The following is a 14741-nucleotide window of genomic DNA, read 5'->3' as shown; positions in this document are numbered from 1 at the left end:
TTTCATTTACATAAACATATTTTTATACTAATTCCTTAACTTTTACGTATCCAAACAGAAATTTTTTCAGCTTCGACTTTAAAATTACCATTTCCTTCTTCATCAATTACAACATCCTCAAATCCGCTTCCAGTAACTTCCTGCCAAACCTGTCCGGCACGTTCCTTTCCAATTTCTACCTGAATTTCGCCTTCTTCATCAAAAGTGGAAAGCACAGTCACACATCCAGTCCATTCATCTCCTCCTGTTCTTTGAATTGCAATTACATTTGGATCTTCAAAATGATTTATTTGCTCTCCATAAGCATACAGTCTTCGGACTTCCAGAAGTTTATCAATTATCCATTGATGTGGACTCTTTTCTCCGCCTACACCGTAATAATCTCCATAAAATAAGCAAGGATAACCATCCTTTGATAATAGAATTATAGCATAGGAATGTGGAATAAACCAGTTTTCCACTTTTGATTCCAAGGCACTTCCCTTTTGAGAATCGTGATTATCCACAAATGTTACTGCTTCCATAGGATTTTCTGCAACTATTGTATGTTCAAAAATTTCCCGCAAGTCATAATCCTTTTTCTTTTTAGAAGCATCATACATATTAAAGTGAAGCCCAACATCAAATAAATCAGTTTTATAACCAACATTATCCAAATATTCCTTCAATTTTTCCAAGTCATTTCTCCAGTATTCTCCAACAGAATAAAATTTTTCTCCATAAGTTGCCCTTATTTGTGTCAAAAATTCTGCTATAAACTCATCTTTTATATGTTTTACTGCATCCATTCTAAATCCATCAAGTTTCAATTCATTTACAACCCATTTTCCCCATCGGATTACTTCTTTCCGCACTTCAGGATGAGAAAAATCAATATCGGCATTCATCAAATAGTCATAATTTCCAAGTTCAGAATCAACTCCTTCATCCCAGTCCTTGTTTTCTCCAACAATCTTATAAATTCCATTTTTACCTGTTCGGTTATCAAAATCAATACCGTCAAAAAGGTTATAATTCCACTTAAATGCAGAATATTTGTCGTTTCTTCCAGGAAAAGTGAATTTTGTCCATCCTTCTATTTCAAAAGGTTCAGATATTTCTATAGTCCTGTCTTCTGGATCAACTTCTATTGCCAAAAAATTCTCTGTTTCATCTGCTCCACCTTTATGGTTTAAAACAGCATCCAAATATACATTTATATTATATTTATGAAGTTCTTCTATTGCTTCAATCAATTCCTGTTTTGTTCCATATTTCGTTCTGACAGTGCCTTTTTGATTAAATTCTCCCAAGTCCCACAAGTCATAGGCTCCATAACCGACATCAGCTTGGGAAGTTCCTTTGTATGCAGGTGGAATCCAAACTCCACTGACACCAATTTCACTCAAGTGCTTTGCATCTTCCTTCAATCGTTTCCAATGTTTTCCGTCATTCGGCAAATTCCATTCAAAATACTGTATCATTACTCCATTTTCCATAAAAATCCTCTCCTTTTTGTAATATTTTTAATTTTACAATTTTTTATTCAAGTTTTATTCCTTTGTCCTTTATAAATTTAACAACTTCCCTCAAATCATCTTCTGTATCCACTCCTATCACATTTGACCTAGTTTCCAAAACCTTTATTTTGTAACCATTCTCAATAAATCTCAACTGTTCAAGCGACTCGATTTTCTCAAGCACGCCTTCCTTCAAGTTTTTCAATTTGTTTAGAAATTTTGTTGTATACCCATAAATTCCAATATGCCTGAAATACTTGAAATCTTCATTTTGATTACGTTCATAAGGAATTACTGAACGGCTAAAATAAATGGCATTGCCATTAAAGTCTGTAATAACCTTTACGTAATTTGGATTTTCAATTTCCTTTTGAGATTTTATTTCCTGCTTCAATGTAGCAATTTCTGATTTTTCATTTCTGTAATTATTTGCAAGAATATTAATTGATTCAATATCGATTAACGGCTCATCTCCCTGAATATTTATTACAAAATCATAATTTTTGTATTCATTTTTATTTATGACTTCAATTATTCTGGAAGTCCCATTTTGATGATTTTTAGCAGTCATAACCACATTTCCGCCAAATTTTTTTACAGTCTTAAAAATCCTGTTGTCATCTGTAGCCACCACCAATTCATCAATATCTGCATTCTTAGCTCTTTTGTAAACCCACTCAATCATAGAATGTCCACAAATATCCTTTAATGGCTTTCCCTCAAACCTGCTAGATGAATATCTCGCCGGTATTACTCCTAATATTTTCATGAATATACTTCTCCTTTTTTCACTAATCTTTAACTATTTGTAAAAATAATAAGAACTCCAATAAACACAATATTTTATGCTTAACTTTCCTGTTTTTCTACGCTTTTTGACAAGAGAGAAATACTGCTTTTAATTCATTTACTTTTACAATCGCTTGTACTTATCTTACTAAAATTACAATAATAATGGTTTTTAAAATCTGAAATTTTTAATTTTTATCAATTTAATTTTAAATCAGTTTTGAATATATTTTATCATATTTTTGTATAAATTACATTATTTTATTGTTATAAAGATTTTTTTATTTCATAAATTGCAATATTAATTGTGCTATTTTATCAAATTTTTTTAAAAAAACTTGCTTTTTTTTTAAATTTTAGTATAATAATAGTAAAATATTTTTTTGAAAAGATAATAAATATGAAATCATATTTTTAAAGTTTATATTCCACTAAAAAAAATATTTCAGAAAAAAATTACTTACAATTACTAAAAAATCACTTTTATTAAAAAGACATTTTGAGTGTTATCGAAAAAAACTATATAAAAATCTTAGTAGTTTTCAAGCGATTTCACCATATTTAAAATATTTTTTTGGTTTTATATCAAAAATGAAAAATTTAATTATCACAAAAAATTTTTTATAAGGAGATGTATAAAATGACAAATAACATCATAAAAATAAAGCGGGATTTGCGTGCTTATGCAAAAAGATGTAAGGATGTGCATTATACAGAAGGTCTAGCAATAACGTTTTTAATTACTGGAATGCTTTTTGCAGCGAGGAATCTATTTTCAGCTTCGGAAGGTACAAGTATAGAAAATCAGAAACAAGCAATTTCTACATCAATTAAGACAATACATCAGCAAGTCAAGGCAACACGAAAAGAAAACGACAAATTACTGAAAAGCACAAATCTTGAACTAATTCAATTAATGGAGCAAGGAGATCACGTTGTAAAGGCGCCTTGGAGCAGCTGGCAATATGGTATAAACTATATGAACAACAACTGGAATGGAACTTATAAAGGTAGAGGAGATAAAAGGGCAAAATATCCTTATGAAGGAGTTTATCAGAGAAGTTTGGACATTTACGAGAGATCAGTTTCGCCAGATAGCGATAATTATGGATTATTAAGCAGAAACAGAAGACCAAACTTTGCCTCAGGTTCAGCGGCTGGATACGGTGTAGCAAGTTTCAAGCCTGTTAAGGAGCCAATTGTACCATTTGAAGTGAATGCAGGAATACGTCCAAGAAGCATAAATAAATCAGCAATAAGAATAGCAGATAAGACGGCGGTTACACCTACATTGCCAGAAGCAATTAGCTTTACACCGCCAAGTCCAGTTATTGGATTGCCAGAATTGCCAGACTTACCAGCACCACCTACATTTAACATAGAATTAGGATCTTATTGTAACTATATGACAGGTTGTGGAAGAAGTGTGAGTGGGGGAGCTTATAACTATGATTTTGATACTTATGCGGTTTCTATTTTAGCTGATGGAACTGTTAGAGGAACACTTAGCGATGGACGTCCTTCCTTAAGACATTCATGGAATACAACAGGAAGTGTTTTATTGAAATCATACTTTGATACAGAAGGAAACTATGATTTAACAACTAATTTAACAGTTAATTCAGAAAATCCACTTAATGAAACTCAAAAACAATCTGAAAGAAATGCGGGAAGAGGTTATAATGCCCAAAGGTTCTTAGTTGGTGGTTCTAGGGCAGCTACAATGGATAATGCACCTGCAAATACAGATGTTAAGCTTGATAATAAAGCAACAGTTAATTTAGTAGGTCCTTTGACAGTGGGATTTGAAGTTCAAACAGATACGTATTATGGACCAAATGGAAGTAAAAGAGAAATGGTTAATACAGGAACAATAACAGATGCGGCTGAAACAACACTTGCAACTATTGGTGGACTAAACAAGGGAGATTCTGCACCATTAACTCTTGCCCCTTTATTAGGAAATGAGATTGTTGATATAAATAGAACTGCAGCTGGATATACAGGATATAAGATTGGTATGATATTAACATATGAAAATCCTGATACAAGAGTTAATACTAAATATGTATTAACAAATAATGGAATAATTGATTTTGGTGGCGAAAGATCAATAGGAATTCAAGTTTATGCACCAGGTTCGCCTTCACTTGTAGAAGTAGCAAATACAAATAAGATGAATATAGGCGGTACAGCAAGTTATGGTATGAAATGGTCTTCACGTGTAGGAGCTAACAGTACAATGATTAATGATAAAAGTGGAGTAATTAACGTAACTGGTGATGCTGGAGTTGATTCGAAAAATAAACCAGTAAATTCTTTGTCGTCAGGAATTGCTGTAATAGAAACTAATGCAGCGAAAAGTGCCACAATAAGAGCGTATAAAGGAAAGGTTGAAAATAAAGGAACAATTAACGTGTCTGGTGGTAAAGGTAACACAGCTATGGTTTTGATTGTAAAAGCAGACGATGATATAACTAATAGCGGAACAATAAATGTTAACAGTGCTAAAAAAAGACAGAACATCGCTATGAGAGTTGATAAGGGTTCAGTCGCAACAGATGCTGCAAATGAAACACCTAAGGCAACAAATAATGGAACAATCAATTTAGACGGCGATTCATCAATAGGTATGGTTGGGACAAATGCTGATGTTGTAAATAATGCCAATAAAACAATAGGAACAACTAGCGGAAAAAACATTATTAACGGAATTGGAATGGCAACATCTGGTGGATCTCTTACAAATAATGGAACAATTACATTGGAGGGAACAGGAGTTTCAAGTAATGTAGGAGCATATATGACCAAAGGAACTGGAAATCCTACTGGAACTTTTGGTTCGGGAAGTGCTATTACAGTAAAAGGTACTGATTCAACTGGTGTATTGATTACAAACGGTACATTAAGTTATCAAGGAACTACGGAAGCACAAGGAGATGGAGTGACAGGTCTGTTAGTTGGAGACAATGGCTCTAAGACAGCTACTGTAACTGCTGCTGGTTCAGGAACTGTAACAGTAAATGGTGGAAATGCTGCAACATCTGCTGGAGTTTATGAAAATGCTACAACTAAGGTTAAAAAAGGATCTTATGGTATTGTTGTAGGGAAGGGATCAAGTCTAGTAAGCAGCGGATCTAATAATGTTAATGTAGTTGCCAATGTTAAAGGAGCGGAATCAATCGGATTATATTCTGGAGAAAGTGCAATATTGGAAGTTGGGGATCATGATATAAAGGCATACGATGGTGCTGTAAACTATGATGCTGATAAAAATTCAACTATAACATTAAAAGGAACAGGAACTGCAACTACAGGGCAAAAATCATTGCTGTTCTATACAGGGTCAGACAATGCAAACCAAGGAAAAGTTTTAATAAATGGAACTATGACGGCAACTATTGAAGGTGGAACGACTCCTAACACTAGAGGTAACGCTTTTCTTTATGTAGGAAATGGTGGAGACTTTGGAAAATCTCAGATTGAAAACTGGGCAAAGACTAACTTTGGAAATGGTACAAGTACAACTTTAGGGCATTTAACATTAAATATGAACAGCGGTTCAAGACTGTTCATTGCGCAAAATGTCAAGATGAACCTGTCTGATACGACTGGAAATACAGTTTCAACTGCTACGGGTGCACATATAAACGGAACTGACTACAAGACATTCATGCTGTACCTAAGTAAACTTGCAATCAATCAGGATGTAAACCTGGATGATGCAACTGACGCATATAACCAGCTTGAAATTTCAAATTCATCAATAACAAATGAAAATACAAAAACTATTACAGGGACAAAGGCTGATCAAGTAGCGATGGCTCAGGAAAATGACAGCAAGCTGTATGCAAGAAACAAAGTTGTATTGTCAAATGAAGGGACAATTAGCTTGAGCGGTACAGGGTCTACAGGAATGTATGCTAAGTTTGGAGAACTGTACAATAAGGCAACAGGAGCTATGACAATAGGTGACAAGTCAACAGCCATCTATGGAATTGAAGATTCGCTTATTGAAAATGCAGGTAAGATTACGGTTGGCTCAAATTCGACTGGGCTTTACTCAGAAGGGGCTAAGACACAGACAATAAAAAATACTGGAACAATAGAAACAACAGGAAATGATTCAGTTGCGATTTCCTACAAGCCAGATGCGGCGCTTGCTTCAGGAACAGTGCTTGAAAATACAGGAAAGATCACAATGACAGGTGACAGAAATACGGCGATTTACGCAACAGGGACACCAGGATACACAGCTAAGAACAGCGGAACAGTCACACTGGGAGATTCAGCCTCAATTACAAGCCCTAATGTCGGGCTTTACACAGACCATAACACTGTAACATTGCAGAATACAGGTAAAATAGAGTCTGGAAACAATACGATCGGAGTATATGGACACAATGTAGACAATTCAGGAGACCTGAAGATAGGAGATGCCGCAGTTGGAATATACTCTCAAAGCGGAAACGTAAACTTGACAGGAGGAACAATTACAATTGGAACGGATGAGGCAGTTGGAGTTTACACAGTGGGAAGCGGGCAAACCGTTACAAACAGCGGAACAGCATTCAACATTGGGAACAATTCATTTGGATTTGTAAATGTCGGAACAGGGAATGCAATAACTTCAAGCATATCAAATGTTGGTCTTGGAAACAACAACGTGTACCTTTACTCAAATGATACTGCAGGAACAGTGACAAACTCTACAAATATAACTTCTACCGGGGAACAAAACTACGGTATTTACTCAGCAGGGACAGTAACGAATACTGGAAATATTGATTTATTAAGCGGAGTAGGAAGTGTTGCAATTTACAGTATAAAGGGAGGAACTGCAACAAATAATGCAACAATTACAGTCGGAGCTTCAGATGTGCCTAGTAGTTCATATTCGATAGGTATGGGTGCGGGATATAGCACAACTGATACAGGAAATATTGTAAACAGAGGGACAATCAATGTAAACGGAAAGCACAGCATAGGTATGTATGCAAGCGGAGCGGGAAGTACAGCGACAAATGATGGAAATATTGTGCTGAATGCAAGCAACACGACAGGTATCTACGCTGACAATGGAGCGACAGCAATTAATAACAAATCAATTACGACTGGTTCAGGAACTTACACAAATGCAGTAGGTGTATATCTTGGAAAAGATTCAAAATTGATAAACAACAAGGGTGCAACAATTAACATAAATGCTAAGAACGGTGTGGGAGTCTACTTGAAAGGCGGAACGGTAGCAAACTACGGAACAATCACAGTGAACGGAGCTTCCAAGACAAATGACAATGAAGTGGACGGAAACATAATATACCAATTTACAGTGCCTGAGACAGGAAAGGGAGTAGGCGGAGTAGCAATTGACGCACCGGCAGGGGCGCAAACAGCTACAATCACAGCAAATGGAGTGCCGCAAACACCGGTGGTAGTAAACACTACGGGAAGAAACCCGGTAACAGTGTCAGCATCAAGCATCGGGCTTTATGTAAATACATCAGGAGTTGACTACACAAAATCAATAGAGGGGCTGCAAAACTTGACAAGCGAAGCGGACTTGATAATTGGTAATGAAGCTGCTGAATCAACAAACAGCAAGTACATATTAGTAAACGACCCTAACATAATAAACCCATACAAGACAGCAATGCTGAGCAACCCGAACATCAAATGGAACGTGTACTCAGGATCAATAGGATGGATTGCAACTCCGACACTGGATCCTAATGACGGTTCAATAACAAGCCTGTACATGGCTAAGATACCGTATACAGAATGGGCAGGAAGAAAAGCGACGCCAGTCAACAGTTTGGATACATACAACTTTGCAGATGGGCTGGAGCAAAGATATGGAGTGGAAGCCTTAGGAACTAGGGAAAGACAGATATTCAGCAAATTGAATGGAATTGGAAACAACGAGGAAGTATTGCTGTACCAGGCATTTGACGAAATGATGGGACACCAGTATGGAAACCTTCAACAAAGAATCAATGCAACTGGAGGATTGCTTGACAAGGAGTTCAAGTACCTGAAACACGACTGGAGAAATCCATCTAAGCAAAACAACAAGATTAAGGTATTCGGCATGAGGGACGAGTACAACACTGATACGGCAGGAATCATTAACTATACAAGCAATGCCTACGGTGTAGCCTATGTTCATGAAGATGAGAAAGTGAAGATGGGCAACTCAAGCGGATGGTACGCAGGAGCTGTAACAAACAGATTCAAGTTCAAGGATATTGGAAAATCTAAAGAAAACCAGACAATACTTAAAGCAGGAGTGTTCAAGACAATGTCGCCTAAGAAGGACTACAACGGGGCACTGCAATGGACAATCGGCGGAGATGTATTTGTAGGTATTAACGACATGAAACGTAGATACCTGGTTGTAGACGACGTATTTCAGGCAAAATCTGACTACCATTCTTATGGAGCGGCTCTAAAAACTGATTTAGGATACGATGTAAGACTGAGCGAAAGAACACATTTCCGTCCGTATGGAGCCTTGAAGATGGAATACGGCAGATTTAACAGCATCAAGGAAGACAGAGGGGAAATGAGACTGGAAGTAAAAGGAAATGACTACTTCTCAGTAAAACCTGAAGTTGGAATGGAATTCAAATATGTTCAGCCGTTAGCAGTAAGAACAAACTTGACAGTGGGACTTACAGCAGCCTATGAGAATGAACTAGGAAAAGTTGGGGATGTAAACAACAAGGCAAGAGTAAGATATACAACGGCAGACTGGTTTGGAATCAGAGGAGAAAAGGAAGACAGAAAAGGAAATGGTAAGTTTGACTTGAATGTCGGCGTTGACAATACAAGATTTGGAGTTACAGTAAATGGAGGATACGATACTAAAGGTAAGAATGTAAGGGCAGGTATTGGATTCAGAGCTGTTTACTAGTAAAACTTGATGAGCAATAAATATTTAACTTAAGAAATTAATTTGAGAGAAAAAAGAATAGGAGCAGTGAAATTTAGTTTTTGCTGCTCTTTTTATTTAGAAATAAAATTTTAATGTTATTTAATTTTACTGGTTTTATATTGAAATGAACTGAGTATAATTTATAATAGATATAATTTAATAATTAATACAAATAAAAAATAGGATTTTTTAAATAAATTTAAGATAAGGAAACTATTATTAAATACATAGAAAATCAAATTTTCTTGTAATAAAAATTTATTCATTGCTTAGTTAAAAAAAAGATTAAAATCAAAAAAAGTCCTTTAATATTTTTTTATTAAATTATTTTTTAATAATATAATAAAAAACAATTAAATATAAAAGAATAAAAAAGTATTTTGAAGAAAAAAAACAATTGACTTTTTAAATTTTTTTGCTAAAATAGAAGTGTGATAAAATATTTGTAAAAATTCATTTTATAAAATCATATTTTTAAAGTTTATCCTTTACTAAAAAAAATAATAATAAATAACTAATTATTTATTAAAAATGACAATATTATGTTTAACCTAAATTTTAAATTAATCTGATTTTCAGTAAATTTTTTAGAAGTCTGGGCATTTAGATAATTTTAAAAATATAAATTATGATAAAATATTTAACTAAAATAAAATATTTTAGGGAAAAAATCACTTACAATCACTAAAAAATCACTTTTGTTAAAAGACATTCTGAATGATGTCTAAAAGAATTATAAAAAATTCTTAATAGTTTTCAAGTAATTTTATTATATTTTAAAATATTTTTTTGGTTTTATATCATAAATGAAAAATTTAATTATCACAAAAAATTTTTTACAAGGAGATGTATTAAAATGACAAATAGCATCACAAAAATAAAGCAGGATTTGCGTGCTTATGCAAAAAGATGTAAGGATGTGCATTATACAGAAGGTCTAGTAATAACGTTTTTAATTACTGGAATGCTTTTTGCAGCAAGGAATCTATTTTCAGCTTCGGCAGGTACAAGCATAGAAAATCAGAAACAAGCAATTTCTACATCAATTAAGACAATACATCAGCAAGTCAAGGCAACACGAAAAGAAAACGACAAATTACTGAAAAGCACAAATCTTGAACTAATTCAATTAATGGAGCAAGGAGATCACGTTGTAAAGGCGCCTTGGAGCAGCTGGCAATATGGTATAAACTATATGAACAACAACTGGAATGGAACTTATAAAGGTAGAGGAGATAAAAAGGCAAAATATCCTTATGAAGGAGTTTATCAGAGAAGTTTGGATATTTACGAGAGATCAGTTTCTCCAGACAGCAGCAATTACGGACTGTTAAGCAGAAACAGAAGACCAAACTCTGCCTCAGGTTCAGCCGCTGGATACGGTGTAGCAAGTTTCAAGCCTGTTAAGGAGCCAATTGTACCATTTGAAGTGAATGCAGGGATACGTCCAAGACAAGTAGTGAAAGAGAGAATAGCAATAACAGCACCTACTTTTACAACGCCAACAGCACCAGAGACAATTAGTTTTGTTCCTGCAAATCCATCAGTTAGTATAAATGCAACACCACCTACTGCACCACAATCAGTTTCAGCACCTGGAACAGGAAACGGACCAGAATCATATTTATTAAAAAATACTGGTGGAGTTTGGGATTGGCAAGCTGGGCAGAGTCCATACTATACAGCTTCAGACAGGGCAACAGTAGCTCTTGCTTCTGAAATGAGTATGGATCAGTTAGGAGGTACGCGAGCAGAATTGAATTATCATGTAGGTGGAAATGTAGAATTTAAAAATGCAACACTTACAAGTGCAGGAGATACTACAGGAACAGGCTGGCCGTTTACACCAACTAATTATACTGTAAGTGGATTTAATGGATATGCTATTATAAAAAATGTAGGTAATGCTGATATTGAAATAAAAAATACGGATATCAATTATACAGGAACAGGTGGGAGTGGAACTAGTTCTCGTTGGCTCTTCCATACAGATGCACATAATTCCAGTCGAACTTCTGCATGGACAATTGATGATTCTACAAGGATAAATATAAATGGTACACAACTTATGATGTATACAAGTCAGTTACATCATGGAGATTACAATGCAACATTTACTAATAATGGAAAAGTTAACGAAGCAGGAAATAAAAATGTAATATGGCTAGCATTAAATGAACGTGCAAGTGTAAATAGAAGAACTGAAACGTTTACTAATGCAGGAGAGATAACGTTAAATGGAACAAATGGAATTTTTGCTTACATTGATATGCCTACAACACTTAATACAGGTACATGGGTAGGAGTTCCTGGAGTTGCTCCTACAACTGGAAATGGAGATACGGATGCAAATAGTAATGCTTGGGTATTAACAAATAGTGGAAAATTGACTCTTAATGGAAGTGGAAATACAGGTGTATTTGTAAGTGATAGTTTTAGATATTGGGCAGCTGAGATTCAATTAACGAATGCTGACAATTTTAAAGTTGATGGAACAGGAAATGCAGGAGTGTATTTTAAAGGATGGGCTGATTTAGATGGAGGAGCAACACAAAATAACGGTACAGCTGGAACCTCAACAACTAGTGCCTCGACTTTTAATATGAGCCTTACAGGAACAGGTAATACAGGTATATACTTTAATTATGCTGGAGATGATAGTGAACCAGATACAAAGAAACATACATTTAAATTAACTGGAACCTCAACAGTAAAATCTAGTAATAAAGATAACATTTTAATTTATAATGCAAATGGAGATGTTGATTTATCAAATGCAATAACTTTAAATCCTAATGGAAAAAGTAATGTTGGAATTTATAATAAATCTGCTGATAAGTTAGTAACGGCTGCCAAGATTACAGGAACTGGAGAAAGTGCTACTGGTATTTATTCAACGGGAACAGGGTATACAAAAAATGATGGAACTATTACTATGACAGGAGAAAAAGTGAAAGGAATAGTTGCTGGAGATAGTACAAATGTAGGGACAGCAATAATTCATAATACTGGGAATGTTACAGTAAAAGGAAAAGAAGCTGTTGCAGTAATTGCTCAAAAGGGAGGTACTGTGAATCTTCCATATATTGATCCTGTAACAAATGTAAAAGCTGGAACACCGATAATTACCACAGAAGGACAATCTGCCTTAGGTTTATATGCAACTACTAATGGTATTATAAATGCTGTTGACACAACTGTTAATGCGAGTGGTGGTGCAATTAATGTCTATAAAAATGGTGGAAATATTAAATTAAAAAATTCAACATTAAACACTAATGCTGATTCACTTGCTTTCATGACTGGAGGAAGTGGAAAAATAGACTTCACAAGTACAGATGTGACAACAGCTAATATAAATTCAAAAGGAACAGCTTTCTATTATGATGGGTCAACATCGGCTGGACCTACTGGATATGCTGATTTCTCAAATACAGGTATTCAAACTTGGGCATCTAACAGTTTTGATAACTTAAACAAATTAAAACTTAATATGACAGCTTCAGATTCAAGAATGTTTATTGCTTCTCAAGTAAAAATGAATTTAGCAGATACAAATTTAACACCAGCAAATGTAGCCTCATTATTTGGAAGTAACAGTCCACAAATTACAGGGGTAACAGATTATAAAACATTCTTACTTTATAAATCATTATTAACTATTGCAAATACAGATACAGTAGATCTTGATAATCATACTGAACCATATAATTTGCTGGAAATTTCAAATTCAAGTATTACAAATAATGGAAAGATTACTGGTACAAAAGCTGGACAATATGCCATGGCTCAGACAGATGATACCAATAATGCTTCAGGAACAGAATGGGTAAAATTAATAAATAATGGTACAATTTCATTGTCAGGAAGTGGATCTACAGGTATTTATGCACAAGCAGGAGAAATTACAAACAATGGTACAGTAACAGTTGGAGATTCTTCAGCGGGAATTTATGCTGTGGAAAATACAAAAGTAGATAATCAAAAGGACATAACTGTAGGCTCAAAATCAACAGGAATATTTTATACAGATATATTTAAAGACCCTGTAACTGGAGTAGTAACAACATATACTACAACAACTCCATTGAAAAATACTGGTAAAATAACGTTATCAGGTAATGATTCAGTAGGAATGACTTATGAAACTGATAATATTGGTTCAGGTGCAGCTATGGAAAATACGGGAACTATAATTGCAAATGGTGATAGAAGTATAGCATTGTATGCAAAAACACCTAAAACAAGCGGTTCTTACACAACAACAAATAGTGGAACTATAACAATGGGAGATTCTGCTAAGTTAGCTACTCCAAATGTAGCTTTGTATACTGATGCAACTAAAGCAGGTGTAACTCCATTGAAAAATACTGGTAAGATAACTGTTGGAAATAATGCGTTAGGAATTTATGGATATGAATCTGATAACTCTGGGGATATTACAGTAGGAAAAGGTGGTATCGGAATTTATTCACAAGGTGGAAACATTAATTTGACAGGTGGAACGATTAAAACAGGAGAAAAATCAGGAAATGAAGAATCTGTTGGTGTTTATACAGTAGGAAATGGACAGACAGTTACAAATAGTGGAACAGCATTTGATTTTGGAAAAGATTCATTTGGATTTGTAAATGTTGGAACAAGTAATAAAATTTACTCAAATGTTGCTAGTACTTCATTAAAAGATAACAATGTTTATATTTATTCAAACGATACAAAAGGAACTGTGGTAAATAACACGAATATAACTTCAGGAGCAGGAGCACAAACAAATTATGGTATTTATTCAGCAGGAACTGTAACGAATAATGCAAATATTGATTTATCAAGCGGAGTAGGAAGTGTTGCAATTTACAGTATAAAGGGAGGAACTGCAACAAATAATGCAACAATTACAGTCGGAGCTTCAGATGTGCCTAGTAGTTCATATTCGATAGGTATGGGTGCGGGATATAGCACAACTGATACAGGAAACATTGTAAACAGAGGGACAATCAATGTAAACGGAAAATATGGTATTGGAATGTATGCAAGCGGAGCGGGAAGTACAGCGACAAATGATGGAAATATTGTGCTGAATGCAAGCAACACGACAGGTATCTACGCTGACAATGGAGCGACAGCAATTAATAACAAATCAATTACGACTGGTTCAGGAACTTACACAAATGCAGTAGGTGTATATCTTGGAAAAGATTCAAAATTGATAAACAACAAGGGTGCAACAATTAACATAAATGCTAAGAACGGTGTGGGAGTCTACTTGAAAGGCGGAACGGTAGCAAACTACGGAACAATCACAGTGAACGGAGCTTCCAAGACAAATGACAATGAAGTGGACGGAAACATAATATACCAATTTACAGTGCCTGAGACAGGAAGGGAGTAGGCGGAGTAGCAATTGACGCACCGGCAGGGGCGCAAACAGCTACAATCACAGCAAATGGAGTGCCGCAAACACCGGTGGTAGTAAACACTACGGGAAGAAACCCGGTAACAGTGTCAGCATCAAGCAT

General features: G+C 34.9%; 4 protein-coding genes. 2 read left to right on the top strand and 2 right to left on the bottom strand.

Annotation, left to right across the window (positions count from 1 at the left end; translation table 11 throughout):
* Window positions 1-35: 35 nt before the first annotated feature.
* Both F1564_RS06995 and kdsB read right to left on the bottom strand, forming a co-directional pair.
* Window positions 36-1478: an alpha-amylase gene (locus F1564_RS06995; RefSeq protein ID WP_018451253.1), complete on the bottom strand. Its 1443-nt coding sequence runs from the start codon at window positions 1476-1478 to the stop codon at window positions 36-38.
* A 43-nt stretch (window positions 1479-1521) separates the two neighbouring features.
* Complete coding sequence (gene kdsB, locus F1564_RS06990; RefSeq protein WP_018451254.1) at window positions 1522-2268, bottom strand: 3-deoxy-manno-octulosonate cytidylyltransferase; 747 nt, start codon at window positions 2266-2268, stop codon at window positions 1522-1524.
* 660 nt (window positions 2269-2928) lie between these two features.
* Between kdsB and F1564_RS06985 the strand changes: the two genes are divergently transcribed.
* The gene (locus tag F1564_RS06985; RefSeq protein WP_149201929.1) at window positions 2929-9204 is read left to right on the top strand and encodes an autotransporter-associated N-terminal domain-containing protein; all 6276 of its coding nucleotides are present in this window, start codon (window positions 2929-2931) and stop codon (window positions 9202-9204) included.
* A gap of 877 nt (window positions 9205-10081) precedes the next feature.
* Window positions 10082-14614 carry an autotransporter-associated N-terminal domain-containing protein gene (locus tag F1564_RS06980; protein ID WP_149201928.1) on the top strand — a complete coding sequence of 1511 codons (4533 nt, stop codon included), beginning with the start codon at window positions 10082-10084 and terminating at the stop codon, window positions 14612-14614.
* The last annotated feature ends 127 nt before the right edge of the window (window positions 14615-14741 follow it).

It is taken from the genome of Leptotrichia shahii (assembly GCF_008327825.1).
Classification (GTDB): Bacteria; Fusobacteriota; Fusobacteriia; order Fusobacteriales; family Leptotrichiaceae; genus Leptotrichia; species Leptotrichia shahii.
Note: the sequence above shows the minus strand (reverse complement) of the source record. Positions and strands in the feature narration are given on the sequence as shown.

Bases quoted from the DNA above. Each gene is read 5' to 3' on its own strand.
- kdsB (WP_018451254.1), bottom strand. From the start codon at position 2,268: ATGAAAATATTAGGAGTAATACCGGCGAGATATTCATCTAGCAGGTTT.
- F1564_RS06985 (WP_149201929.1), top strand. From the start codon at position 2,929: ATGACAAATAACATCATAAAAATAAAGCGGGATTTGCGTGCTTATGCA.
- F1564_RS06980 (WP_149201928.1), top strand. From the start codon at position 10,082: ATGACAAATAGCATCACAAAAATAAAGCAGGATTTGCGTGCTTATGCA.
- F1564_RS06995 (WP_018451253.1), bottom strand. From the start codon at position 1,478: ATGGAAAATGGAGTAATGATACAGTATTTTGAATGGAATTTGCCGAAT.